The sequence below is a fragment of the Kitasatospora cathayae genome (assembly GCF_027627435.1).
Lineage (GTDB): Bacteria > Actinomycetota > Actinomycetes > Streptomycetales > Streptomycetaceae > Kitasatospora > Kitasatospora cathayae.
On sequence record NZ_CP115450.1, the window covers coordinates 6,864,094 to 6,889,573 of the forward strand.

At 73.0% G+C, this 25,480-nt stretch carries 23 protein-coding genes and 1 riboswitch; of the genes, 17 read left to right on the forward strand and 6 right to left on the reverse strand.

What is annotated here, in order from left to right:
• The first annotated feature begins 21 nt into the window (after positions 1-21).
• On the forward strand, positions 22-1,452 hold the full coding sequence (locus O1G21_RS31240; protein ID WP_270148362.1) for a replication-associated recombination protein A: 1,431 nt from the start codon (positions 22-24) through the stop codon (positions 1,450-1,452).
• Positions 1,453-1,763: 311 nt separating this feature from the next.
• On the forward strand, positions 1,764-2,378 hold the full coding sequence (gene rpsD, locus O1G21_RS31245; RefSeq protein WP_270148363.1) for a 30S ribosomal protein S4: 615 nt from the start codon (positions 1,764-1,766) through the stop codon (positions 2,376-2,378).
• A gap of 78 nt (positions 2,379-2,456) precedes the next feature.
• Here rpsD and O1G21_RS31250 read toward each other — a convergent pair whose 3' ends face one another.
• Positions 2,457-2,777 carry a tetratricopeptide repeat protein gene (locus tag O1G21_RS31250; RefSeq protein WP_270148365.1) on the reverse strand — a complete coding sequence of 107 codons (321 nt, stop codon included), beginning with the start codon at positions 2,775-2,777 and terminating at the stop codon, positions 2,457-2,459.
• Positions 2,778-2,825: 48 nt separating this feature from the next.
• A complete protein-coding gene (locus tag O1G21_RS31255) occupies positions 2,826-5,045 on the reverse strand; it encodes an ATP-binding protein (RefSeq protein WP_270148366.1) in 2,220 nt (739 codons plus the stop codon).
• Positions 5,046-5,264: 219 nt separating this feature from the next.
• On the opposite strand from O1G21_RS31255, the gene O1G21_RS31260 reads away from it, so the two are divergent.
• From O1G21_RS31260 to mltG (O1G21_RS31280), 5 genes are all read left to right on the forward strand, one after another.
• The gene (locus tag O1G21_RS31260; RefSeq protein WP_270148368.1) at positions 5,265-5,744 is read left to right on the forward strand and encodes a DUF948 domain-containing protein; all 480 of its coding nucleotides are present in this window, start codon (positions 5,265-5,267) and stop codon (positions 5,742-5,744) included.
• Between the two features lie 4 nt (positions 5,745-5,748).
• Positions 5,749-6,228: a DUF6167 family protein gene (locus O1G21_RS31265; RefSeq protein WP_270148369.1), complete on the forward strand. Its 480-nt coding sequence runs from the start codon at positions 5,749-5,751 to the stop codon at positions 6,226-6,228.
• On the forward strand, positions 6,228-8,897 hold the full coding sequence (gene alaS, locus O1G21_RS31270) for an alanine--tRNA ligase (protein WP_270148370.1): 2,670 nt from the start codon (positions 6,228-6,230) through the stop codon (positions 8,895-8,897). The genes O1G21_RS31265 and alaS overlap by 1 nt, the downstream gene beginning before the upstream one ends.
• Positions 8,897-9,379: a Holliday junction resolvase RuvX gene (gene ruvX / locus O1G21_RS31275; protein ID WP_270148371.1), complete on the forward strand. Its 483-nt coding sequence runs from the start codon at positions 8,897-8,899 to the stop codon at positions 9,377-9,379. Before alaS ends, ruvX begins: the two co-directional genes overlap by 1 nt.
• 179 nt (positions 9,380-9,558) lie before the next feature.
• Positions 9,559-10,773 carry an endolytic transglycosylase MltG gene (gene mltG / locus O1G21_RS31280; protein ID WP_270148372.1) on the forward strand — a complete coding sequence of 405 codons (1,215 nt, stop codon included), beginning with the start codon at positions 9,559-9,561 and terminating at the stop codon, positions 10,771-10,773.
• Between the two features lie 185 nt (positions 10,774-10,958).
• On the opposite strand, the gene O1G21_RS31285 is transcribed toward mltG (O1G21_RS31280), so the two are convergent.
• Entirely contained in the window at positions 10,959-11,255 is a 297-nt protein-coding gene (locus O1G21_RS31285) for a hypothetical protein (RefSeq protein ID WP_270148373.1), read from the reverse strand.
• Here O1G21_RS31285 and mltG (O1G21_RS31290) point away from each other — a divergent pair.
• From mltG (O1G21_RS31290) to O1G21_RS31330, 9 genes are all read left to right on the forward strand, one after another.
• Positions 11,244-12,743 carry an endolytic transglycosylase MltG gene (mltG, locus tag O1G21_RS31290; protein WP_270148374.1) on the forward strand — a complete coding sequence of 500 codons (1,500 nt, stop codon included), beginning with the start codon at positions 11,244-11,246 and terminating at the stop codon, positions 12,741-12,743. The two genes, O1G21_RS31285 and mltG (O1G21_RS31290), sit on opposite strands and share 12 nt — an antisense overlap.
• Positions 12,744-12,777: 34 nt before the next feature.
• A complete protein-coding gene (locus O1G21_RS31295; protein WP_270148375.1) occupies positions 12,778-13,608 on the forward strand; it encodes a shikimate dehydrogenase in 831 nt (276 codons plus the stop codon).
• A 161-nt stretch (positions 13,609-13,769) separates the two neighbouring features.
• A complete protein-coding gene (gene aroC, locus O1G21_RS31300) occupies positions 13,770-14,954 on the forward strand; it encodes a chorismate synthase (RefSeq protein ID WP_270148377.1) in 1,185 nt (394 codons plus the stop codon).
• Positions 14,951-15,472, forward strand: a complete 522-nt coding sequence (locus tag O1G21_RS31305) for a shikimate kinase (RefSeq protein ID WP_270148378.1) — start codon at positions 14,951-14,953, stop codon at positions 15,470-15,472. Before aroC ends, O1G21_RS31305 begins: the two co-directional genes overlap by 4 nt.
• Positions 15,465-16,556, forward strand: coding sequence for a 3-dehydroquinate synthase (aroB, locus tag O1G21_RS31310; protein ID WP_270148380.1), 1,092 nt, complete (start codon positions 15,465-15,467; stop codon positions 16,554-16,556). The genes O1G21_RS31305 and aroB overlap by 8 nt, the downstream gene beginning before the upstream one ends.
• 8 nt (positions 16,557-16,564) lie before the next feature.
• Positions 16,565-16,993, forward strand: a complete 429-nt coding sequence (gene aroQ / locus O1G21_RS31315; RefSeq protein ID WP_270151363.1) for a type II 3-dehydroquinate dehydratase — start codon at positions 16,565-16,567, stop codon at positions 16,991-16,993.
• A gap of 137 nt (positions 16,994-17,130) precedes the next feature.
• Positions 17,131-18,012 (forward strand): AAA family ATPase, encoded by an 882-nt coding sequence (locus O1G21_RS31320; RefSeq protein WP_405000840.1) that lies wholly within the window; start codon positions 17,131-17,133, stop codon positions 18,010-18,012.
• Between the two features lie 78 nt (positions 18,013-18,090).
• Positions 18,091-18,900: an Fpg/Nei family DNA glycosylase gene (locus O1G21_RS31325; RefSeq protein ID WP_270148382.1), complete on the forward strand. Its 810-nt coding sequence runs from the start codon at positions 18,091-18,093 to the stop codon at positions 18,898-18,900.
• 94 nt (positions 18,901-18,994) lie between these two features.
• Positions 18,995-20,995 carry an AAA family ATPase gene (locus O1G21_RS31330; protein ID WP_270148384.1) on the forward strand — a complete coding sequence of 667 codons (2,001 nt, stop codon included), beginning with the start codon at positions 18,995-18,997 and terminating at the stop codon, positions 20,993-20,995.
• Here O1G21_RS31330 and O1G21_RS31335 read toward each other — a convergent pair.
• Positions 20,992-22,662 (reverse strand): hypothetical protein, encoded by a 1,671-nt coding sequence (locus tag O1G21_RS31335; RefSeq protein ID WP_270148385.1) that lies wholly within the window; start codon positions 22,660-22,662, stop codon positions 20,992-20,994. The genes O1G21_RS31330 and O1G21_RS31335 overlap by 4 nt on opposite strands.
• A gap of 60 nt (positions 22,663-22,722) precedes the next feature.
• Positions 22,723-23,106, reverse strand: coding sequence for an ArsR/SmtB family transcription factor (locus O1G21_RS31340; RefSeq protein ID WP_270148386.1), 384 nt, complete (start codon positions 23,104-23,106; stop codon positions 22,723-22,725).
• Positions 23,107-23,187: 81 nt separating this feature from the next.
• Positions 23,188-23,381, forward strand: a riboswitch (cobalamin riboswitch).
• Between the two features lie 32 nt (positions 23,382-23,413).
• Between O1G21_RS31340 and nicT the strand changes: the two genes are divergently transcribed.
• On the forward strand, positions 23,414-24,523 hold the full coding sequence (gene nicT / locus O1G21_RS31345; RefSeq protein WP_270148387.1) for a Nickel transporter NicT: 1,110 nt from the start codon (positions 23,414-23,416) through the stop codon (positions 24,521-24,523).
• Positions 24,524-24,559: 36 nt separating this feature from the next.
• Here nicT and O1G21_RS31350 read toward each other — a convergent pair whose 3' ends face one another.
• Positions 24,560-25,411 (reverse strand): EamA family transporter, encoded by an 852-nt coding sequence (locus O1G21_RS31350; protein WP_270148389.1) that lies wholly within the window; start codon positions 25,409-25,411, stop codon positions 24,560-24,562.
• Positions 25,412-25,480 lie beyond the last annotated feature (69 nt).

Sequence of the window (25,480 nt, forward strand, 5' to 3'; positions counted from 1 at the left end):
AGCCTGAACTAGGCTTCCGGTGTGGACGAACCGGACCTCTTCACCGCCGCCGCCGAGGAACGCCAGACCAGGGAACCCGGCCGGGCGCCGCTGGCCGTACGGATGCGCCCGCGCACCCTGGACGAGGTGGCCGGGCAGCGGCAGCTGCTGAAGCCCGGCTCGCCGCTGCGGCGCCTGGTGGCGAACTCGCGCGGTCCGGCGGCCACCAGCTCGGTGATCCTCTGGGGGCCGCCCGGCACCGGCAAGACCACCCTCGCCCACGTGATCAGCCAGGCCGTGGAGGGCCGCTTCGTCGAGCTGTCCGCGATCACCGCCGGGGTCAAGGAGGTCCGGGCGGTGATCGACGGCGCCCGGCGGGCGGTCGGCATGTCCGGCCGGGAGACGGTGCTCTTCCTGGACGAGATCCACCGCTTCTCCAAGGCCCAGCAGGACTCGCTGCTGCCGGCCGTGGAGAACCGCTGGGTCACCCTGATCGCGGCGACCACCGAGAACCCGTACTTCTCGGTGATCTCCCCGCTGTTGTCCCGCTCGCTGCTGCTCACCCTGGAGTCGCTGACCGACGACGACGTCCGCGCGCTGCTGCGCCGCGCGGTGGCCGACGAGCGCGGGCTGGAGGGCGCCCTGGAGCTGACCGCGGAGGCCGAGGACCACCTGGTGCGCCTGGCCGGCGGGGACGCCCGGCGGGCGCTCACCACGCTGGAGGCGGCGGCCGGCGCGGCGCTGGAGAAGGGCGAGGCGAGCATCACGCTGGCCACCACCGAGACGGCCGTCAACCAGGCGGCGGTGCGCTACGACAAGGACGGCGACCAGCACTACGACGTGGCCAGCGCGCTGATCAAGTCGATCCGCGGCAGCGACGTGGACGCCACCCTGCACTACCTGGCCCGGATGATCGAGGCGGGGGAGGACCCGCGGTTCATCGCCCGGCGGCTGATGATCTCGGCCAGCGAGGACGTCGGGCTGGCCGATCCGACGGCGCTGCAGACGGCGGTGGCGGCGGCCCAGGCGGTGGCCCTGATCGGCTTCCCGGAGGCCCGGATCATCCTCTCCCAGGCGGCGATCGCGCTGGCCCTGGCGCCCAAGTCCAACTCGGCCTACCTGGCGATCGACGCGGCCCTGGCGGACGTCCGCCAGGGCCTGGCCGGTGCCGTCCCACCGCACCTGCGGGACGCCCACTACGGCGGGGCGGGCAAGCTCGGCCACGGCCGGGGCTACCAGTACCCGCACGACCTGCCGGAGGGCATCGCGGCCCAGCAGTACGCGCCGGACTCGGTGCACGGTCGGGAGTACTACCAGCCGAACCGGCGCGGCGGCGAGGTCCGGTACGCGGACACCGTGGAGTGGACGCGCGGGCGGCTGCGGGGGGAACGCAGGGCGGAGCAGAAGGCCGAGAAGCCGGTCGAGAAGAAGGCCGAGAAGAAGGCCGGGCAGCCCGGGGAAAACGGCGAGTGATCCGCGGGTATACTCGGTCGGAGTGCCAAGTCCCGGGACGGCGGCGGGGGAGACCCCACCGACCGGCCGCACCAGCGGGACACCGGCCGTAGGCCTCCCCCGGGAGGCCCGCACCAGGAGCGTCGCGCACCGTTTCGGTGTCGCGGACGGCCCGGTTTCCGGGCCCTTCGTGTGACCAGCACTTCTCGTGCCCGGCTCCGGAGAGCGGCTGATCCCTTCGCGCAGGCGTCGGGGTTTTCTCCGGGTCGCGACATGCGACCTCCGTCAACACCTGGTGAAAGCCGTATTCGTAAGCAAGGAAGGTTTGGTTCATGGCGAACCAGAAGCGTCCCAAGGTCAAGATCGCGCGTGCGCTCGGCGTGCCGCTGACCCCGAAGTCCGTCAAGTACTTCGAGGCCCGCCCGTACCCGCCCGGCCAGCACGGCCGTGGCCGCAAGCAGAACTCGGACTACAAGGTCCGTCTGCTCGAGAAGCAGCGTCTTCGCGCCCAGTACGACCTGAGCGAGAAGCAGCTGTCGCGCGCGTTCGACCGCGCGAAGAAGGCCGAGGGCAAGACCGGTGAGGCGCTCGTCGCCGAGCTGGAGACCCGTCTGGACTCGCTGGTGCTGCGTTCGGGCATCGCCCGCACCATCTACCAGGCCCGCCAGATGGTCGTCCACGGCCACATCGAGGTCAACGGCGGCAAGGTCAACAAGCCGTCGTTCCAGATGAAGCCGGGCTACGTGGTCACCGTCCGCGAGCGCAGCAAGGAGAAGGTCCCCTTCCAGGTCGCCCGTGAGGGTGGCTACGCGGGTGAGGGCCAGACCCCGAAGTACCTCGAGGTCAACCTGAAGGCCCTGGCCTTCCGCCTGGACCGTGCGCCGCAGCGCAAGGAGGTCCCGGTGATCTGTGACGAGCAGCTGGTCGTCGAGTACTACTCGCGCTGACCCGAGCTCGGTTCCGCAGACCGCGAAACCACAGCGAGCCCCCGTCGCCCCTCGAGGCGGCGGGGGCTCGCTGCTTGCCTATCGGAGGTCCGAGCCGGTCATCGCGGCGGCCAGCCGCAGGTGCGGGCGGGCCTCCTCGGCGCGGCCCTGGCGCTCCAGGGTGCGGCCGAGCATCAGCCGGGCGTAGTCCTCGGCCGGGTCGAGGTCGAGGATCCGGCGCAGCTCGGCCTCGGCGCGGCCGAGCTGGGCGGAGTGGAAGTAGCTGCGGGCCAGCAGCAGCCGGACGGAGAGGTTGGCCGGCTCCTCGGCCAGCACGCCCTCGAGCGTGCGGGCGGCGTCGGTGTACGCCTTGGACTCGAAGTAGAAGTTCGCGAGGCGGTACTCGTCGTGGATGGCCATGGTGTTCCTTCCGGGCGGATCCTTGCCTCCTCAAACAATCCGCAAGCTTCAGCTGTTCCGGACCGGGGCCGGCGCCGGCGCGGGCGGCACCGGGCAGGGGCCGGGGCCGGCCTCCGGGCCGTCCGAGGAGCCCCCGTCGCCGAGCGCCCGGCCCACCGCCGCGTCCAGGTCCAGCCGGCCGCCCGCCTGATAGCAGTCCTCGTACTCCTGCTCGGAGAGCCCGGCCCGGGCCCGCTCGGCGCACTCCTGGTGGGTGCCGAAGAAGGAGCGCGAGCCCAGGAACGGATTGCCGACCGTGCGCCAGATCCGGTGCGCCGCGCCCTGCAGCACCCGGGCCTCGCGCAGGTCCGCCGGTTCGCCCGGTCCGGCCGGCTCGGTCTCCAGCAGCGCCAGCAGGTCGATCCCCAGCACGATGCCGAGCAGATCGTGGAAGTGGTGGTTGAGCCGGACGCACTCGCGGGCCAGGGCGCGGGCCGACTGGACGGCGCCGTCCAGGTAGTGCGAGTACGCCGTCGCGTACAGCACGTAGGCGTACGCCCACTGCTCGCCGTGTTCCTCGCACACCTCGCGGGCCTGCCCGAACCAGAGCTCGCCGCTGTCCCGGTCGCCCTGGAAGAGGTAGGCGAGGCCCAGCTCGATCATGGCCATCACCACGTTGCTGTTGAGCTCGCCGATGGTCCGGTAGTGCCAGAGCGCCTCCTCGAACAGCTCGGCGGCGCGCTCCGGGTCGTCGCCGATCAGGGCGGCGCAGCCCTGGCGGTGGACGGCGTAGGCGAGGGCGCGGTCGTCGCCGGTGTCCAGGGCCTGGCGGCGGCACTCCTCCAGCGCGGGCCGGGCGGTGCCGAGGTCGCCCTGCAGGGTGGCCATGTAGCCGGTCACCCACAGGGCCTTGGCCCGGGCCTCGGTGGGTTCGCGGCCCAGGGCGAGCGCGCGGTCCAGCCAGTGCCGGCCCTCGCCGAGGTGTCCGCAGCCGACCCAGTAGAACCAGAGGGTGCCGGCCAGCAGCAGGGCGATCTGCTCCTCGCCGGGCTCGGCCAGGCAGAACTCCAGCGCGGCGCGCAGGTTGGCGTGGTCGAGCCGGGTGCGCTCGGCGGTCTCGGGCTGTCGGGGGCCAAACCACTCGACCTCGCCCCAGGTGGCGACGCCCAGGTACCAGTCCCGGTGGCGGCGCAGCAGCCGCGGCTCCGCGCCGGCGGCGCGCAGCCAGTGGCCGCCGTACTCGCGCAGGGTGTCCAGCAGCCGGAAACGGACGCCGAAGGCGCTCTCCTCGCGCAGCACCACGGACTTGGCGACGAGTTCGTCGAGCAGGTCGAGCACGTCCTCGGGCTCGATGCCCTCGCCGGCGCAGACGTACTCGGCGGCCTCCAGGCCGAAACTGCCGGCGAAGACCGACAGGCGGGCCCAGAGTAAACGTTCCTGCACCGTGCAGAGCTCATGGCTCCAGCCGATCGTGGTGCGCATCGTCTGGTGTCTCGGCAGGGCCGTCCGGGAGCCGCCGACGAGCAGCCGGAAGCGGTCGTCCAGCCGGGTCGTGATCTGCTCCACGGACAGCGCCCGCAGCCGCCCGGCGGCCAGCTCCACGGCCAGCGGGATGCCGTCCAGCCGGTGGCAGAGCAGCCCGACCGCCGCCGCGTTCGCCTCGGTCACCTCGAAGGACGGCACCACGGCCCGCGCCCGGTCGGCGAACAGCCGCACCGCGTCCGGCAGCACGCCCGAGCCCACCCGCTGGCCCGGCAGCGGGCCGACCGGCAACGGGGCCAGCGTCAGCAGGTGCTCGCCCGAGGCGCGCAGGGCGGCGCGGCTGGTGGCCAGCACCCGCAGTCCGGGCAGCGCGCGCAGCAGCGCGTCGGTCAGCTCGGCGCAGGCCTCCACCAGGTGCTCGCAGCCGTCCAGCACCAGCAGCAGGCGCCGCCCCGCCAGGTGCTCGGCCAGGACGTCCAGCGGCGGCCGGGCGGTGCCGTCGGTCAGCCGCAGGGCCTCCAGCACGGCGTGACCGAGCAGCAGCGGGTCCTGCACCGGAGCCACGTCCACCAGCCAGGTGCCGTCCGGGAAGGCCCCGGCCGCCCGGGCCGCCGCCCGCAGCGCGAGCCGGCTCTTGCCCACCCCGCCCGGCCCGGTCACCGTCACCAGCCGGGCGGCGGCGAGCAGGCCCGCCAGCTCGGCGAGTTCCGGCCGACGCCCGACGAAGCCGGTCACCTCGGCCGGCAGCCGGCCCGGCTCCGGCTCGCCCGGCCACCCCGCGGGCTGTGCTGTCCAGTCGCCGGCCAAGCCCTGCTCCCCGTCGTTCCGTGCCCGGACCGCGGCGGCCCGGACGTGCGTCGGGCCGTACGGCCGACGGCCCGCTTGGCAGAACGAGGTGACCGACCGGTAGGTTACGCGCGCGGTTCGCACACCCGGGCGAGGCCGCGGCCGTGACCCGGTCCGGAAACCGGGCGTGGGCGCGATAGGGTTCCGTCTGTAACCAGCAAGGCGAGGGAGCGCGCAGAAGTGTCCGTGGGAGAGCTGGCCGGATTGCTCGTCGCCGTGTTCTGGGCGGTCCTGGTCACCCTGCTCGCGGTGGTGCTGGTCCGACTCTCCCGGGTGCTGAAGGAGGCCGCCGTCCTGGTCTCCGCGGTCACCGAGCAGGCCGTACCCCTGCTGACCGAGGCGGGCGCCGCAGTGCGCAGCGCCAACGAGCAGCTGGACCGGGTGGACGAGATCACCGCCAACGTGCAGGACGCCGCCGCCAACGCGAAGGCGCTGTCCTCCACCGCCGCCGCCACCCTGGGCGGACCGCTGATGAAGGTCGCCGCCTTCAGCTACGGCGTCCGCAAGGCCGTCGCCAAGCAGCAGGGCGCCCTGCCGAACGTGCCGCTGCAGGCCGGCGAGCGCGACGAGCTGGCGCGGCTGATCCGGGCCGAGGTGCGCGCCGCGACCGCGCCCAGGAACGGCCTGCTCTCCCGGGTCCGGCGAGCGGTGAGGGGCTGACGGCATGGCACGGATCTTCTGGATGGCGGTCGGCGCCGGCGCCGCCGTGTGGGCCATGAACAAGGCCAACGGCGCGGTGCAGCGACTCACCCCGGACAGCCTCTCCGGCACCGCCGCGCGCGGCGCGCTGCACCTGGGCGACCTGGCCAAGCAGTTCGCCCAGGACGTGCGCTCCGGCATGGCCGAGCGCGAGGAGCAGCTGAAGGACGACCTCGGCCTGCACGGCACCGCCGTGGTGGAGCCCCGGAGCACCCGCCGTCCCCACCCGTCGCCCGCCACCACCCTTCTTGGGAAACGCTCCGCGTTGCCCCCCACACGCGAGCCGCAGTACCGAGCTATCTCGGCGGCGCCCGGTCGCCCGGCCGCCGCCCTGCCTCCCGCCCGCGCCCTGCCCGACGGTGGGGGCCGAACCATCCCACAGACCATTGAAGAAACGCCCCGCCGAGCCCTGCCGCGGAGCGGAACGAACCGGAAGGACCACTAATGGAGTCGGCTGAGATCCGCCGCCGCTGGCTGCGCTTCTTCGAGGAGCGCGGCCACACCGTCGTTCCGTCGGCGTCCCTGGTCGCCGACGACCCCACCCTGCTGCTCGTCAACGCCGGCATGGTGCCGTTCAAGCCCTACTTCCTGGGCGAGGTCAAGCCGCAGTTCTCGCGCGCCACCAGCGTCCAGAAGTGCGTGCGCACCCTGGACATCGAGGAGGTCGGGAAGACCACCCGGCACGGCTCCTTCTTCCAGATGTGCGGCAACTTCTCCTTCGGTGACTACTTCAAGGAAGGAGCCATCAAGTTCGCCTGGGAGCTGCTCACCACTCCCGTCGCGGAGGGTGGCTACGGCCTGGAGAAGGAGAAGCTCTGGATCACCGTCTACAAGGACGACGACGAGGCCGAGCAGATCTGGCGCGACGTCATCGGCGTGCCGGCCGAGCGCATCCAGCGCCTCGGCATGAAGGACAACTTCTGGTCGATGGGCGTGCCCGGCCCGTGCGGCCCGTGCTCGGAGATCAACTACGACCGCGGCCCCGCCTACGGCGAGGAGGGCGGCCCGGCCGTCAACGGCGAGCGCTACCTGGAGATCTGGAACCTGGTCTTCATGCAGTACGAGCGCGGCCACGGCGACGGCAAGGACGGCTTCGAGATCCTCGGCGACCTGCCGAGCAAGAACATCGACACCGGTCTCGGCCTCGAGCGCCTCGCCGCCATCCTGCAGGGCGTCGACAACCTCTTCGAGATCGACACCAGCCGGATGATCCTCGACCGCGCCGCCGAGCTCACCGGCCACACCTACGGCGCCGACCACAAGTCGGACGTCTCGCTGCGCGTGGTCACCGACCACATCCGCACCGCGCTGATGCTGGTCGGCGACGGCGTCACCCCCGGCAACGAGGGCCGCGGCTACGTGCTGCGCCGCATCCTGCGCCGCGCCATCCGCAACATGCGCCTGCTGGGCGCCACCGAGCCGGTGGCCAAGGAGCTCACCGACATCGCCATCAAGGCGATGGCCCCGCAGTACCCGGAGCTGGAGACCGACCGCAAGCGCATCGAGACGGTCATCGTCGCCGAGGAGTCGGCCTTCCTGCAGACCCTGAAGGCGGGCACCAACCTGCTGGACGCCGCGGTCACCGACACCAAGCAGTCCGGCGGCGTGGTGCTCTCCGGCGAGCAGGCGTTCAAGCTGCACGACACCTACGGCTTCCCGATCGACCTCACCCTGGAGATGGCCGAGGAGCAGGGCCTCCAGGTGGACGAGGCCGGCTTCCGCCGCCTGATGCAGGAGCAGCGGGACCGCGCCAAGGCGGACGCCAAGGCCAAGAAGATGGGCCACGCCGACGTCGCCGCGTACCGCGAGGTCGCCGACAAGTCCGGCGCGAGCGTCTTCACCGGTTACACCCTGACCGAGGGCGAGGCCACCGTGGTCGGCCTGCTGGTGGACGGCGTTCCGTCGCCGGCCGCCTCCGAGGGCGACGAGGTCGAGCTCATCCTCGACCGCACCCCGTTCTACGCCGAGGGCGGCGGCCAGCTCGCCGACCACGGCCGGATCCGGCTGGAGTCCGGCGCGGTGGTGGAGATCCGCGACGTGCAGCAGCCCGTCCCGGGCGTCATCGTGCACTCCGGCGGCGTGCTGTTCGGCGAGGTCGTGCTCGGCGCCTCGGCGTACGCCACGATCGACACCGAGCGCCGCCGGGCGATCGCCCGCGCCCACTCGGCCACCCACCTGACCCACCAGGCGCTGCGCGACGCGCTCGGCCCGACGGCCGCCCAGGCCGGCTCCGAGAACGCCCCGGGCCGCTTCCGCTTCGACTTCGGCTCGCCCGCCGCCGTTCCGGGCAGCGTGCTGGTGGACGTCGAGCAGAAGATCAACGACGTGCTGGGCCGCGAGCTCGACGTCACCGCCGAGGTCATGACGATGGACCAGGCCCGCAAGGCCGGCGCCATCGCGATGTTCGGCGAGAAGTACGGCGACGAGGTGCGGGTCGTCACCATCGGCGACTTCTCCAAGGAGCTGTGCGGTGGCACCCACGTCGGCAACACCGCCCAGCTGGGCCTGGTGAAGCTGCTCGGCGAGTCCTCGATCGGCTCCGGCGTGCGCCGGGTGGAGGCGCTGGTCGGCGTCGACGCGTACAAGTTCCTGGCCCGCGAGCACACCGTGGTGGCCCAGCTGACCGAGCTGGTCAAGGGCCGCCCGGAGGAGCTGCCGGAGAAGATCTCGGGCATGCTCACCAAGCTCAAGGACGCCGAGAAGGAGATCGAGCGCTTCCGCGCCGAGAAGGTGCTGGCCGCCGCGGCGGGCCTGGCCGACTCGGCCGAGGACGTGCACGGCATCGCCGTGGTCGCCGCGCAGGTCGCCGACGGCGTGGGTGCGGACGAGCTGCGCAAGCTGGTCCTGGACGTGCGCGGCCGGCTGGGCTCGCGCCCGGCCGTGGTCGCCGCGTTCGCCGTGGCGAACGACCGCCCGCTGACCGTGATCGCCACCAATGAGGACGCCCGCGGCCGCGGCATCAAGGCCGGTGAGCTGGTCCGCACCGCCGCCAAGACCCTCGGCGGCGGCGGTGGCGGCAAGGACGACGTCGCCCAGGGCGGCGGCTCCAACCCGGCCGCGGTCGGCGAGGCCATCGCCGCGGTGCGCGGCCTGGTCGCGGAGCGCGCCTCCTGATGACCGAACCGGAGCCGAAGCCCTTCCGGCGTGGCCGGCGGATCGCCGTCGACGTCGGCGACGCCCGGATCGGGGTCGCGTCCTGCGACCCCGACGGGGTGCTCGCCACGCCGGTGGAGACCGTCCCGGCCGGGGTGAAGTCGCAGGCCCGGATCGCCGCGATCGTCGAGGAGTACGACGCGATCGAGGTGATCGTCGGGCTGCCGCGCTCGCTCAGCGGCAAGGAGGGCCCGGCGGCGGAGAAGGTCCGGGCGTACGCGGCGCGGCTGGCCAACCGGCTCTACCCGGTGCCGGTGCGGCTGGTGGACGAGCGGATGTCGACCGTCACCGCGACCCACGGGCTGCGCGCCTCGGGGGTCAAGGCGAAGAAGGGCCGCTCGGTGGTCGACCAGGCCGCCGCGGTGGTGATCCTGCAGACCGCCCTTGAGTCCGAACGGGTGAGCGGACGCCCACCCGGTGAGAGCGTCGAGGCGGTCGGCTGACCGGCCTGCTCTAACGTCCCGATGAGGGGTCCGTGCGGACGCGTTCGCACGGACCCCTTTTCGCTCGCTCCGGTGTCCGTTTCGGATTGATCTGGGACGATCTGGATCTATCTGTACCGATATGAGTCGTATCGGGGCGATTCGCAGCGATTTCGGGACAGCCGAGGGGGCCGCGAGCCATGATCGACCAGGACTTCCAGCCGGGCCTCACGCCGGGCCACCTCGGTGCGCCGGTGCTGGAGCCGGAGGGCCGTCCGCCGGGTGCGCCCCGGCCGCGCTCCGATGCGCCGGATCCGCACCGACGGCGTAACGGACTGGCCTGCGCGCTCACCGCCTTCGCGCTGGTCGCGGTCTTCGGCGGGATCGGGCTCACCGGCTACACCTGGTTGCAGCGGCAGCGCAAAGCCCCGGCGGCCGCCGACTACGCGGGGCAGGGCGACGGCAGGGTGCAGGTCTCGGTGCCCGAGGGCGCGGGCCTGTCCCAGATCGCCTCCGCGCTGGTCCGCAACGGGGTGGTGGCCAGCTCGCTCGCCTTCACCCGGGCAGCGAAGGGCAGCGCGGCCGCCGGGCGGATCCAGCCCGGGACGTACACGCTCAAGCAGAAGATGTCGGCCGCCGCCGCGCTGTCCATCCTGATCGACCCGGCCAACGCCAACGGGCTCACCATCCCCGAGGGCTGGCGCGGCTACCAGATCTACGCGGCGATCGACAAGAAGCTGAACCTCCCCGAGGGCACCACCCAGAAGGCCGCCAAGGAGCAGGGCGCCGAGCTCGGCCTGCCGGACTTCGCCAACGGCAGCCCGGAGGGCTACCTGTTCCCCGCCAGGTACGCCGTCACCGACAGCACCACCCCGCTGGACCTGCTGAAGCAGATGGTCGACCGGGCCGGCAAGGAGTTCAGCCAGGACGACGCGAAAGTCGTCGCACAGAACCTCGGGCAGAGCCTGTACGGGCTGGTCACCGTCGCCAGCATGGTCCAGGGCGAGGCCGACAACACCGAGGACATGGGCAAGGTGGCCCGGGTCATCTACAACCGGCTGGCGAAGGGGATGCCGCTGCAGCTGGACTCCACCATCAACTACGCGCTCGGCCGCTCGACCCTGAACACCACCGTCACCGACACCAACCTGGACTCCCCGTACAACACCTACCTGCACCCGGGCCTGCCGCCGTCGCCGATCTCCAACCCCGGACGGCAGGCGATCATGGCGGCGCTGGACCCGACGCCGGGCGACTGGCTGTACTTCGTGACCGTGAAGCCGGGCGACACGCGCTTCACCGACAGCTTCGAGGTGCACCAGCGCAACGTGGCGGAGTTCAACGCCGCCCGGGCGGCCAAACCGAGGTCCCCGGCCTCCGCCACGCCCTCGACGGCGGGCGCGACGACCCCGTGACGGCCCCGTGCGCCACGGGTGAGGTCGCTCACTGACAGCGCGTCCGCCCGGGCGGGGGTACGGCTGCGGTACGGTAACGTCTCCTCCCAGGCGCTGCGCTAGCACGCCGGTTCGAGAATCAGCCGGGACGGCGTCGTCCCGGACGGCCGGTCCGATCCTCCGGTCGTCACCGTCGGTTAAGGGGATCAATGACCGATCTGGGTCGGGGCTACGGCCCCCAGGGCGAGCCGTGGCACCCCGGTGATCCCGGGTACGGCGGCCAGCAGCCGGTCCCCGGCCAGCAGGACGGCCAGTGGCAGCAGCAGTACCCGCAGCACGGCCAGCAGCCGTACGGGGACGTGCAGCAGGCCCACCTCCAGCAGATGGGGGGCGTGCATCAGCAGCAGATGCAGGAGGGATACCCGCAGGGGTACCAGCAGCAGGGTTATCCGCAACAGCAGGGTTTTGAGCAGGGGTATCAGCAGCAGGGCATGACCCAGCACGGCTACCCCCAGCAACAGATGCCGATGCAGCAGGGGATGCCCCAGCAGGGCTATCCCCAGCAGCAGATGCCGATGCAGCACCAGGGCATGCCGCAGCAGCAGGTCCAGCCGCAGCCCGTTCAGCAGCAGGTCGCCCCGCAGGCGTCCGCGCCCGAGCCCGCCGCCGGTCCCGGCCCGGACGGGATCGACTGGGAGGCCGAGGCCGCCGCGCTGGAGTCCGGCGCCGACCCGGTCGCCGGGGCGCACGAGCCCGAGGCCGAGGAGTGGGACGGCCGGCACGAGGGCGAGCTCCACGGCGAGGACGGCTACCTCGAGGAGCACGCCGAGGCCGAGGAGGTCGGCTTCCTCGGCGAGCAGGACGAATCCCGCGAGGCGCAGAAGAAGCGCAAGGAGAAGGGCAAGAAGGCGGGCCGCCGCAACGGCGGCGCCTGCCTGGTGGTCGCGCTGGTGCTGGTCGGCCTGCTCGGCGGCGCCGGCTGGTGGGGCTACGGCTTCTACCAGAAGCACTTCGGCCCGCCGCCGGACTTCACCGGGGAGGGCACCGGCTCCGTCCAGGTCGAGGTCAAGCCGGGCGCGGTCGGCGGCCAGATCGGTCTCGCCCTGAAGAACGCCGACGTGGTCAAGAGCGTCGACGCGTTCACCAAGGCCTGCGACGCGGTCGAGCCCAAGTGCGGCACCATCCAGCCGGGCTTCTACACGCTGAAGAAGGAGCTGCCGGCCGCGGCCGCGCTCAAGGAACTGCTCGACCAGGCCGGCGGCGCGGCGATCGTGTTCCCGGAGGGCAAGAACTCCTCCGAGATCTACGCCATGATCGACGCCAAGCTGAAGCTCCAGAAGGGCACCACGGCGAACGTCGCCAAGGCCCAGGTCAACGACCTCGGCCTGCCCGCGTACGCGACCGGCAACATCGAGGGATTCCTCTGGCCGACCCGCTACAACATCTCCGACGGCATGAAGCCCGAGGACCTGCTCAAGCAGATGGTGAAGAACGCCGTCGACAAGTACGCGAACCTGGACGGCCAGGCCGCCTCGGTGGGCCTCAAGAACGGCTACGAGGTGATCACCGAGGCGAGCATCCTGCAGCGCGAGGGTAACAACCCGTCGGACTTCGCCAAGATGGCCAGGACGATCCAGAACCGATTGGCGAGCAACGAGACGCAGCACCGTCTCGGAATGGACACCACGCTGCAGTACTCGCTGGGCCGCAAGGACCTCAACAGAAGCGACATGGACAACGCGTCCAACAAGTACAACACCTACCTGAACCCGGGCCTGCCGCCGACGCCCATCTCCAACCCCGGCGACGAGGCGATCAACGCGGTGCTGCACCCGGCGGACGGCAAGTGGCTGTACTTCATCGCGATGTCCCCGACCGAGACCCGGTTCGCCGAGACGTACGCGGAGCACAAGGCCAACGTCAAGGAGTACTGCACCGCCGCCGGTCAGGGCTTCGACGACGCCCGCGGTCACTGCACCACCCAGAAGTAGCCAGAGCCGGAAGGCAATTGACGGAGAGGCAGCGTTGACCAGCAAGTACCGGGCGGCCGTCCTCGGCTCGCCGATCGCCCACTCGCTCTCGCCGGACCTGCACCGGGCCGCCTTCGCGGCGCTCGGGCTGGACGGCTGGCGCTACGACCGCTTCGAGGTCGACGAGGCCGGCCTGCCCGGCTTCCTCGCCGGGCTGGACGAGGCCGAGTGGGCGGGGCTGTCGCTGACCATGCCCCTGAAGCGGGCGATCATCCCGCTGCTGGACGAGGTCAGTGCGACGGCCCGCTCGGTGGACGCGGTGAACACCGTGGTGTTCACCGCCGACGGGCGGCGCACCGGGGACAACACCGACGTCCCCGGGCTGGTCAACGCGCTGCGCGAGCGCGGAATCACCGAGGTGCCGGCCGCCGCCGTGCTGGGCGCCGGAGCCACCGCCTCCTCGGCGCTGGCGGCGCTCGCCCAGGTCTGCACCGGCGAGGTGACGGTCTACGTGCGCAGCGCCGAGCGGGCCCGGGAGATGGCCGAGCTGGGCGAGCGGCTCGGCGTCGCGGTGCGCACCGCCGACTGGGAGCGCGGCGCCGAGGCGCTGGAGCGGCCGCTGACCGTCTCCACCACGCCGGTCGGCGCGACCGACGTCTTCGCCGGCTCGCTGCCGACGGCCCCCGGCGCGCTGTTCGACGTGCTGTACCACCCCTGGCCGACGGCGCTGGCGGCGGCCTGTGCCGAGCGCGGGTCGACCGTCCTGGGGGGTCTGGACCTGTTGGTGCACCAGGCGGTGCTGCAGAGCGAGGCCTTCACCGGGCGCGCGCCCGGACCGCTGGCGGCGATGCGCGAGGCGGGGGAGAAGGCGCTCGCCGGGCGTTAGGGACTTTTTGGACCTAGATCGTTTCGTTGGGTGACCGGGTGCCGTCCGTCACCCGGACTCTGCCCCCGGGGGCCGCCTGGTCATGAAAGGATTCGGGCAGAAGGCACGCTCGGGCGGGTCGCGGCGGTGCCGTGGACCGGTCCGCTGATGAAGGAGCTCCGTTGGGTACGTTGCGCTGGCTGACGGCGGGGGAGTCGCACGGCCCCGCACTCGTCGCGACGCTGGAAGGCCTTCCCGCCGGTGTACCGGTCACCACCGACGTGGTGGCCGACGCGCTGGCGCGGCGCCGGCTCGGTTACGGCCGCGGGGCGCGGATGAAGTTCGAACAGGACGAGGTGACCTTCCTCGGTGGCGTCCGGCACGGCCTGACCATGGGCAGCCCGGTCGCGATCATGGTCGGCAACACCGAGTGGCCGAAGTGGGAGCAGGTCATGTCGGCCGACCCGGTCGACCCCGAGGTGCTGGCCGGCCTGGCCCGCAACGAGGCGCTGACCCGCCCCCGGCCCGGCCACGCCGACCTGGCCGGCATGCAGAAGTACTCGATCGACGAGGCCCGGCCGATCCTGGAGCGCGCCAGCGCCCGGGAGACGGCCGCCCGGGTCGCGCTGGGCGCCGTCGCCCGCGCGTACCTGCGCGAGGTGGCCGGGATCGAGATCGTCAGCCACGTGGTCGAGCTGGCCGCCGCCAAGGCGCCGGCCGGTGTGGTGCCGCTGCCCTCGGACGAGGCCCGGCTGGACGCCGACCCGGTGCGCTGCCTGGACGCGGACGCCTCGAAGGCGATGGTCGCCGAGATCGACCAGGCCCACAAGGACGGCGACACCCTCGGTGGCGTGGTCGAGGTGCTGGCGTACGGCGTGCCGGTGGGCCTCGGCTCGCACGTGCACTGGGACCGCCGGCTGGACGCCCGGCTGGCCGCCGCCCTGATGGGCATCCAGGCGATCAAGGGCGTCGAGGTCGGCGACGGCTTCGAGCTGGCCCGGGTGCCGGGCTCGAAGGCGCACGACGAGATCGTCCCGACGCCCGAGGGCGTCAAGCGCACCTCCGGCCGCTCCGGCGGCACCGAGGGCGGCCTGACCACCGGTGAGGTGCTGCGGGTGCGCGCCGCGATGAAGCCGATCGCGACCGTGCCGCGGGCGCTGCAGACGCTGGACGTGCGCACCGGCGAGCCGGCCAAGGCGCACCACCAGCGCTCGGACGTCTGCGCGGTGCCGGCCGCCGGCATCGTCGCCGAGGCGATGGTCGCGCTGGTGCTGGCCGACGCGGTCAGCGAGAAGTTCGGTGGCGACAACGTCTCCGAGACCCGTCGCAACGTGCAGGGCTACCTCGACAACCTGATCGTCCGATGACTCAGCCCGTCGTGGTGCTGGTCGGCCCGCCCGGCAGTGGCAAGTCCACCGTCGGGCGGGCCCTGGCCGAGCGCCTGGGCGTCGGCTTCCGGGACACCGACGCCGACATCGAGGCGCTGGCCGGCAAGCCCATCCCGGAGATCTTCATCGACGAGGGCGAGCCGCACTTCCGCGAGCTGGAGGTCCGGGCGGTGCGCGCGGCGGCGGAGGGACACGGCGGAGTGCTGGCGCTCGGCGGCGGCGCGGTGATGGCCGAGGCCACCCGCGAGCTGCTGCGCGAGCTGCCGGTGGTCTTCCTGGAGGTCCCGCTGGGCGACGCGGTCAAGCGGGTCGGCCTGGACGCCCCGCGCCCGCTGCTGGCCGTCAACCCGCGGGCCCGCTGGCGCGAGCTGATGGAGGCCCGCCGCCCCCTCTACCTGGAGGTGGCCACCGCCGTCGTCGACACCGCCGACCGCACCCCGGAGCAGGTCGCGGACGCCGTACTGGAAGCACTGGAGCTGAAGACCCCCCATGACTGACACCACCGTCAGGATCCACGTCGGCGGCAGCGCCGGCCACGACCCGTACGACGTGCTGATCGGGCACCAGTTGCTCGGCGAGCTGGCGCCGCTGGTCGGGCCGCGCGCCAAGCGGGTCGCGATCATCCACCCGGAGGCGCTGGCCGCCACCGCCGACGCCATCCGCGAGGACCTGGCCGGCGAGGGGTACGAGGCGATCGCGCTGCAGGTGCCCAACGCCGAGGAGGCGAAGAGCGCCGAGGTCGCCGCGTACTGCTGGTCGGTGCTCGGGCAGACCGGGTTCACCCGCAGCGACGTCATCGTCGGCCTCGGCGGCGGGGCCACCACCGACCTGGCCGGCTTCGTCGCGGCCACCTGGCTGCGCGGGGTGCGCTGGATCTCCATGCCCACCACGCTGCTCGGCATGGTCGACGCGGCCGTCGGTGGCAAGACCGGCATCAACATCGCCGAGGGCAAGAACATGGTCGGCGCCTTCCACCCGCCGGTGGGCGTGCTGGCCGACCTCGGCACCCTGGAGACCGTGCCCAAGCACGACTACGTCTCCGGCCTCGCCGAGGTCATCAAGTGCGGCTTCATCGCCGACCCGGTCATCCTCGACCTGGTCGAGGCCGACCCGGAGGGCGCGAAGACCCCGGCCGGCCCGCACACCGTCGAGCTGATCCGCCGGGCCATCCAGGTCAAGGCCGACGTGGTCTCCGGGGACCTCAAGGAGTCCGGCCGGCGCGAGATCCTCAACTACGGCCACACCCTGGGCCACGCCATCGAGCGCAACGAGCGCTACAAGTGGCGGCACGGCGCGGCGATCTCCATCGGCATGGTCTTCGCGGCCGAACTCGGCCGGCTGGCCGGGCGGTTGGACGACGAGACGGCCGACCGGCACCGCACCGTACTGGCTTCGGTCGGCCTCCCGCTGACCTACCGGGCGGACGCCTGGCCGAAGCTGCTGGACGCCATGAAGATCGACAAGAAGTCGCGCGGCGACCTGATCCGCTTCATCGTCCTGGACGGCCTCGGCAAGACCTCCGTGCTGGAGGGCCCCGACCCGTCCCTGCTGGTCGCCGCCTACGCGGAGGTCTCGGCGTGACCCGGGTGATGGTGCTCAACGGCCCCAACCTCGGCCGGCTGGGCAGCCGCGAGCCGGACGTCTACGGCGCCACCTCGTACGCCGGGCTGGTCGAGCGCTGCACCGCGCTGGGCAAGGAGTTCGGCTTCGAGGTCGAGGTGCACGAGACCAACTCCGAGCAGCAGATGGTGGAGTGGCTGCACGAGGCGGCCGACGGGAAGGTGCCCGTGGTGATCAACCCGGGCGCGTTCACCCACTACTCGTACGCGATGCGGGACGCCGCGGCGCAGCGCACCGCGCCGCTGATCGAGGTGCACATCTCCAACCCGTACGCGCGGGAGACCTTCCGGCACACCTCGGTGATCGCGGCGGTGGCCTCCGGGACCATCGCGGGGTTCGGGCTCGGGTCGTACGAACTGGCCCTGCGCGCCCTGGCGGAGCAGCTCACCTCGCGCTGACAGCTGGTCAGCGGCCCGGCGGCGGACTGTGCCCGTTGCCGGGCCGCCGTGTAGTGTCCCGCTGAGAGTTGTCGGGAGGTGCCGTGACGCAGTACGCCGCAGGTGGGCAGGTCCCGCCGCGTCCCGCCGCTCCGCCGGTGCCGCCGGGGGGCGGTGCGGGGGCGTCCCCGTCGGGAGCGACGGTTCCGTCGCCCGCTCCGCCGCCGCCGACCGTTCGGCCGGGGGCGGCTCCTGCTTCCGGTCCGGTGCCGGGGCCGGCACCGGCCGTCGCTCCGGCACCTGCTCAGGCACCCCGGCCCGCGCCGGCGCCCGCACCCGCCGGTGCGCCGCGGCCGGTGCCCCCCGCTGCGCCGCGGCCGGTGCCCACCGCGCCCGTACCGGCCGGCGGCACCGGGCACTTCGTGCTGCCCACCGGCACGCCCGTCCAGCTCCCCGCCCACCCGCCGCAGCGGCACGCGCCCGCCGGGCCGATCGCCGTGCTGCTGATCGGCCCCGCCGGGGCGGGCAAGACCACCGTCGCCCGGTACTGGGCCGAGCGCCGGGCCACCCCGACCGCGCACATCAGCCTGGACGACGTCCGGGAGTGGGTGCAGTCCGGCTTCGCCAACCCGCAGTCCGGCTGGAACAACGCCTCCGAGGCCCAGTACCGGCTGGCCCGCCGCACCTGCGGCTTCGCCTGCCGCAACTACCTGGCCAACGGCATCTCCTGCATCATCGACGACGCCGTCTTCCCGGACCGTCCGGCGATCGGCCTCGGCGGCTGGAAGCGGCACATCGGCCCCGGCATGATCCCGGTCGTGCTGCTGCCCAGCCTGGACTCGGTGCTGCGCCGCAACGCCCGCCGCAGCGGGACCAGGCGGCTCGGTGACGAGGAGGTGGCGCGCATCCACGGCCGGATGGCCGGCTGGTACAACTCCGGGCTGCCGATCATCGACAACTCGTACCTGGACGTCGCCGGTACGGCCGCCGAGCTGGACCGGGTCATCCTCGCCCGGCTGATGGGGATGCCGGTCCGCTGACCCGCTGGTCGTGGAGCTGTCGGTGGGGGCTGCGATGATGGAGCGGACCCGCCAGAACCACCCGGGGAGCTGACGCCCGTGCCGGAAGGCCACATCATCCACCGCCTCGCCGGTCAGAACCGCCAGGCCTTCGCCGGCCGCCCGGTGCGGGTCTCCAGCCCGCAGGGCCGCTTCGCCGACGAGGCCAAGGCGATCGACGGGCAACTGCTCACGGGCGCGGAGGCCACCGGCAAGCACCTGTTCCTGGGCTTCGAGGAGGGCGCCTGGGTGCACATCCACCTCGGCCTCTACGGCGGCTTCACCTTCGGCGACGGGCCCGCGCCCGAGCCCGTCGGCCTGGTCCGGCTGCGGCTGGCCAATGACGGCGGCTACGCCGACCTGCGCGGTCCCAACACCTGTGCGCTGGTCACCGACGCCGAGAAGGCCGCCGTCGCCGCCCGCCTCGGCCCCGACCCGCTGCGCGCCGACGCCGACCCGGAGGCCGCCTGGCGCCGGATATCCGGCAGCCGGACGACCGTCGCCGCGCTGCTGATGGACCAGAAGGTGCTGGCCGGGGTCGGCAACGTCTACCGCGCCGAGGTGCTGTTCCGCCACCGCGTCAACCCGCACCGGGCCGGCCGCGACCTCACCCGTCGCGAGTGGGACGCGATCTGGGCCGACCTGGTCGCCCTGATGCGCGAGGGCGTCGCCGCCGGCCGGATCGACACCGTCCGGCCCGAGCACACCCCCGAGGCGATGGGCCGCCCGCCCCGGGTGGACGACCACGGCGGCGAGGTGTACGTCTACCGCCGCGCTGCGATGCCCTGCCTGGTCTGCGGCACGGAGGTGCGGACGGAGGAGCACGCGGCGCGCAACCTGTTCTGGTGCCCGACCTGCCAGGCGGCCTGAGGCGGGTCCTGAGGCGGATCCTGAGGCGGACTCAGCCCCGGGGGCGGGCCCACGCCGTAGGCTGGGGCCCGGTCCGGTCGGAGGGAGCGCACGGGTGGACGGCTACGAGGTGTCCAACAGCGTGTCGGGCACGGTGCACGGGGACGTGATCCAGGGGCAGAACGTCACGGTCCACCTGCCGCCTAAGCGCCGGATCCCGTACCAGGTGCGTCCGCCGCGGGCGAGCTTCGTCAACCGTGAGCGTGAACTCGCGGCGCTCACCGCCGCGTTGGCCAGGTCCGAGCAGGGCGGGCCGGCGGTCGTGGCCTTCAGTGGTCTCGGTGGGGTGGGCAAGACCGAGCTGGTGGCGAAGTTCGCCAAGGAGCGGGCGTCGCACTTCCCGGGCGGGGTGCTGTACGCAGACCTGAAGGCGTACCGGCACCGGTCCGCGGTGGACCTCCCCGGGGTGCTGGAGGGCTTCCTGCGGGCTCTCGGGGTCCGCCCTCCGGACGCGGAGGCCGAGCGGTTCGGGGAGTTCCGTACCGTCACCGCCGATCAGCGGTGCCTGATCTTCCTGGACAACGTCGAGCACGCCGCCGAGGTCCGGGCGCTGCTGCCGTCCGGCGGGCTGGTGGTGGCGGCGGGTCGGCGGCGGCTGGACGCGCTGCGGATGGAGGGGGCCGAGGTGCTCGAGCTGGACCGGTTGAGTGCGGCGGCCGGTGCCGCGCTCGTCCGCGGCTGGCTGAGCGCCGGGCGGGGCACCGAGGTGGAGGTGGCGGCGCTGGTGGAGCGGTGCCAGGGGCTGCCGCTCGCGCTGAACGCCGTCGGGAGCCAGCTGCTGGGCCGGGGCCGGCTGTCCGTCGGCCAGGTGGTGGCGGAACTGTCCCACCAGGAAGGCAGGTTGGCCATCCTGAACAACGAGGAGGGGAACCTCCGGGAGACCTACGACCCGGTGTACCAGCGGCTCTCCTCGCCCGGCCGGTCGCTCTACCGGCTGATCGGCGTGCACCCGGGGCCCTTCGTGTCGGCCGAACTGGCGGACGCGGTGGGCGTCGAGCGGGCGGAGGAGGCCCTGGACGAGCTGTGCGCCGTGCACCTGCTGGACGTGGTCGTCGACCAGGGGCCGGGGGAGCGCTTCCAGGCCCATGACGTGGTGCGGACGCACGCCTACGCCTGCGCCCGGGAACTGCCGGACCGGGGCGAGCTGTTGGCGCGGGTGGTGGCGTACTACCGGGGCAGGGCCTCGCTGGCGGACCGGGCGATGGGTGCGCGGCTGCGGCTGCAGGAGCCGAGCGGCGAGGACCTGCCCGGATTCCGCTGCGGGGCGGACGCGTTGGAGTGGCTCCACGCCGAGCGGGCCAATCTGCGCGCGGTGGTGGAGGCGGCGGCCGAGCGGCGGTGGCACGACGAGGTGTGGCGGCTGTGCGAGTCGCTGTGGCCGCTCTACCACGGCCGCAAGCTGTACGCGGACTGGATCGCCACCCACGAGGTCGGCATCGAGTCGGCCCGGTGGGCCAACAATCCGGACGCGGTGGTGCGGATGCACAACCAGCTGGCCCGGGCCCACTACGAGCGGGAGGAATTCGGGCTCGCCGCCGAACAGTTGGCGCTCGGTGCCGAGCAGGTGCCGCTGGTGGCCGACCGCCGGGTGGTGGGCGTGCTGTACGAGACGGACGGCCTGCTGTGCCTGGCCGACGGCCGTCCGGGGGACGCGGTGGAGAGGTTCACGCTGGCCCGGGAGGCCAACGAGGGCGATGCCCACGGCGAGATCGTGCAGAGCTACAATCTGGCGCAGGCGCTGATCGCCGACGGCCGTGCGGACGAGGCGCTGGCCGCGTTGGCCGGGGCCACCGTGCGGGCCGTGGCCACCGCGGACCACGACATGCTGATGAAGCTGCCGCTGGTGCACGCCCGGGCCCACCGGGCGCTCGGGCAGCTCGATCGCGCCGTCGAGCAGGCCGGAACCTGCGTCGAGCGGGCCAGGGCCCGCAAGCAGTACGCCAAGGAGGCCCAGGCCCACTCCCTGCTGGTCGCCCTCGCCGAGCAACTGGACGACGCCGAACTGGCCGAGCGCAGCCGGGCGCGGCTGCGGGAGCTGCAGGAGCTGCCGGGCTAGGTTCCAGTGCTGAACGACACCCGGGTGCGGTGTTCGCCGGTGCGGACGGTGAGTCCGTGCTCGGGCAGGCCGGCCGGGTCGCCGCCGTCGGCGAGCCAGCAGGCGAGCGCCGAGCCGAGCAGCAGGGGGTCGAGGCTGGGGTCGGGGCAGCCGAAGCCCCGTTCGGCGCGGGCCTCGAGGAGCAGACCGCCGTGCAGCCGGAGCAGGTGGCGGGCCGGGCCGAGGGCGGCCACCGCGACGGCGAGGCCGGGCAGTTCGAGGGCGGTGTCGGCGAGCCAGCGGACGGCGGGGCGTTCGGCGTGCGGCTCGGTGCGGGCGAGGACCTCGGCGGTGTAGCGCAGGGCGTCGCCGGGGTGGTCGTCGGTGAGGGCGTGGAAGCCGCGCGGGGTGTGGTCGTCCGGGTGGAACGGGTAGCGCCGCAGGCTGACCTCGGTGCCCTCGCTCTTGCCCTCGACGTCGTACGCGGTGGGTCCGTCACCGGTCGGGCGGGGCGCGGGCTTGGGGTAGGGCGGCAGGACCGGTTCGCCCTCGGGTTCGTCCAGGCCGCCGAGGAAGGAGTAGAGCAGCGGGCGCAGCACCCGGGCGGATTCGCCGCGGTGGGCGAGCGAGCGGTCGGTGAGGTCGCTCAGGTCGGCGGGGTCATGGGCGAGGGCGAGTTCGAGCTGGGCGGCGAGGTCGCCGTCGGGGTCCAGCGCTGGTGCGTGCTGGCCGAAGGCGTAGCTGGGGGAGTGCGGGTCGAGTTCGGCGGCGCCGGTGGCGACGAGCAGGGTGCGGCGTTCCAGGGCGGCGCCGTAGACGGAGACCGAGCCGTGGTCGCCGATCAGGCAGTCGGCGGCGACGAGTGCGGCCTGCCAGCCCTGGTGGGGCGGGATGAGGCGCAGGCCCATCCGGCGGGCGTCGTCGAGCAGGGCTTCGGGGTCGTGCCGGCTCCACACGTTGGGGTGGAGCACGACGGCCACCGTGTACTCGTCGGCGGGCAGCCGGCGGACCAGCCGCTGCGGCAGGTCGGGATGGCGGCCGAATAACGAGTGTTCGCTCCAGGTGGAGTTGACGACGACGAGCCGGCGGCCGTCGACGGCGCCGAGCGCGGCGCGGTAGCCGTCGCGGGAGCGTTCGCTGCGCAGGATCCGGTCGAAGCAGGGGTCGCCGACCACCTGGGCGACGTCCAGTGCCTCGGGGCAGGAGACCCGTAGCCGGTCCAGCTGCTCGGGGTGGGAGAGGCCGAGGACGTCGACGAACACCCGTCCGCGGTGGGTGAGTTCATGGCGGGAGAGGCCGGCGGCGCTGACCGTGTCGCCGGTGGACTCGGTGACCAGGCGGTTGTAGCCGGCGCCGTGCGGCAGGACGACCAGGTGGGCGTCCAGACGGTGCATGGAGGCGTGGACGGCGCAGGCGACGGCCAGGTCGAAGCGGCGCCGGACGGCGTCCTCCCAGTCCAGCACGGTGTAGCCGGGCAGGCCGTGGAGGAAGTCGTCCAGCGCGCGGTCGGCGAAGGCGGAGCCGGGGTTGACGGTGAAGTACCGCTCGATGCCGTCCGGGTGCAGCAGGGTGAGGACGTCCAGGACCCGGGTCGCCGAGGTGAGGGTGCGGGCGACGGCCAGCACGCGGGCCTTGACCGGGCGGGTGTTCCAGCGGTCGGCGGGCCAGACGTGGGGGTGGGACGGCACATCGTGATCGTACTCATCCGGCCGCGTCGCGGCGCCGTTTCGCGGGTACCGGTCGGGTCGTCAGCCCGCGGCCGCGGTCGGCTCCTCGTGGTCGGCGGCGGCGCACTCGTCGAGGAGGGGGCGCATGCCGTCGTCCACGAGCCGGTAGCGCACCACGCGTCCGTCCTTGTCGCCGGTGACCAGGCCCGCGGTGCGGAGCAGGCGCAGCGCCTGGGAGACGGCGGGGTCGCGCATGCCGGTGGCGACCGCCAGGTCGCTGACGGCGAGCGGGCCGGCCCGGTGGAGGGCGAGCAGCAGGGCGAGCCGTCCGGGGTCGGCGAGCAGGGAGAACCGCTCGGCCCAGGAGCGGACGTGCTCGGTGTCACCGATGGCGGCGATGGCTTCGCAGACCCGGTGCCCGTCGATGGTGCGGTGGCCCGCGCGGTCGGCCGGTACGAGATGCATGCGGACATTCTGGCAGCTCACGACCTGTGATCCTGGACACCTGCACAGGTGCGCAACCTTGCGAGGGTGCCGTCCTGCCCCTACGGTGTTCCCCGCCGTGGTGCTCGGGAAGACCGGTGACGGACCCTCAACAGGTCCCATTCCGGAGCGGCCCTCGCCACTGTGATCGGGGGAGAGTTGTCCGGACCCACGTGCCACTGGGCGCCTCGTGCGCCTGGGAAGGCGGGTCCGGAAGCCCCGTAAGCCAGGAGACCGGCCACGGCATCTCACGACGTCATTCCACGAGGTGCTGGAGCGTGATCCGCAGATGACCCTGCCCGAAACCGCCACTCCCGCCGAGGCGGTCCCCTCCGTCCTGCCCACCTTCCGGTGGAAGCGCGAGGACACCATCCGTACCGCCGGGCTGATGGGGGTGATCCTGGCCATGCACGTGGTGGCGTTCGGGACCCTCGTCTTCCTGGTCGCCCCGCAGAACTACGCCGTCGGCACCCAGGTCTTCGGGGTCGGCCTCGGCATCACCGCGTACACCCTGGGCATGCGGCACGCCTTCGACGCCGACCACATCGCGGTGATCGACAACACCACCCGCAAGCTGATGGCGGACGGCAAGCGACCGGTGTCGGTGGGCTTCTGGTTCGCGCTCGGCCACTCCTCGATGGTGGTCGTCATGGCCGCCCTGGTCGCGGGCGGCGCCCAGCTGGCGGGCACGCTGATGGACGACGACTCGGCCACCCACAAGTGGCTCGGGATGATCGGCACCACGGCCTCCGGCGCCTTCCTGTACCTGATCGGCGCGCTCAACCTGGCGGCGCTGTTCGGCATCCTGAAGGTGTTCCGCTCGATGCGGGCCGGGCGGTACGACGAGGCGGAGCTGGAGGAGCACCTCGACTCGCGCGGCCTGATGGCCCGGATCCTGAACCGGGCGACCCGCTCGATCACCCGGCCCGGGCAGATGTTCCCGGTCGGCATGGTGCTGGGCCTGGGCTTCGACACCGCGACCGAGGTGACGCTGATGGTGATGGCCGGTTCGGGTGCGGCGGCGGGGCTGCCCTGGTACGCGATCGCGTGCCTGCCGCTGCTGTTCGCGGCCGGGATGAGCCTGTTCGACACCCTGGACGGGACGTTCATGAACTTCGCGTACCAGTGGGCCTTCTCCAACCCGGTGCGCAAGGTGTACTACAACCTGACCATCACCGGGCTGTCGATCGCGGTGGCCTTCATCATCGGCACCATCGAGCTGGTCGGCGTGCTGCACGAGAAGCTCGACCTGACCGATCCGGTGACGGGGTTCATCGCGGACATCTCGCTGGACAACGTCGGCTACGCGATCGCGGGGCTGTTCGTGGTGGTGTGGGCGATCGCGATCGCCTACTGGAAGCTGGCGGGCGTCGAGAAGCGCTGGACGCCTGTGAAGTAGCCCGTCGGTGCAGCCACGTCGGTGTGGCCCCGTCGGTCACGCCGTCGCGAGCAGCAGCGTGCCCGCGACGGCGAGCCCGGCGCCGACCAGCTGGACCGGGCGCAGCCGTTCCTTCAGCACCCCGCGCGCCAGCAGCGCCGTCACCACCGGGTAGAGCGAGGCGAGCACGGCGGCCACCGCCGCCGAGCCGCCGTGCGAGGCCAGGGCGTACGTGGCGTTGCCGGCGACGTCGACCAGCCCGACGCCGGTGAGCAGGGGCAGCCGGGAGCGCAGCTCCGGCAGCAGCCCGGAGGTGTCGGTGCCGCGCAGGCCGATCAGCAGCGCGGCACCGCCGACGAGGACGTTGACGACCCGCTGGACGCACAGCACGAGCAGCAGCCCGCCACCGGCCGAGGCCTGCGAGAGCAGGGACATGTTGGCGCCGAAGCCGAAGGCGGCGGCCAGGCTGAGCAGCAGGGCGGTGCGGGCGGCGGACGGCCCGCCGCGCTCGGGCCCGCCGGCCAGCACCACGCCGGCCACCGCGACCGCGATCCCGGCCAGCTGGCCGAGGCCGGGCCGCTCGCCGAGCGCGAGCCCGACGCCGACCGGCACCGCGACGCCGACGGTGGCCAGCGGGGACACCACGCCCATCGGGCCGAGTGCCAGCGCCCGGTAGAAGGCGAGCATCGCGAAGGGGCCGATCACCCCGGCGGCGACGGCGTACCAGAGGGCGGGGGAGGCGTCGGCCCAGCCGCCGGTGGCCAGCAGGGCGAGGAGCAGGACGACGGTGGCCGCGGTCTGGGAGACGACCACCACGGCGAGCGCGGGCAGCCGGCGGGTGAGGACGCCGCCGCCGAAGTCGCCCAGGCCGGTGAGCAGGCTGGCGGAGAGGGCGAGCAGGACGGTCACTTGAGGGTCCTGGAGTTGTTTGAGGACAGCACAATGCACTCCGAAGTACAGTCGGATGGACTTGTTGCC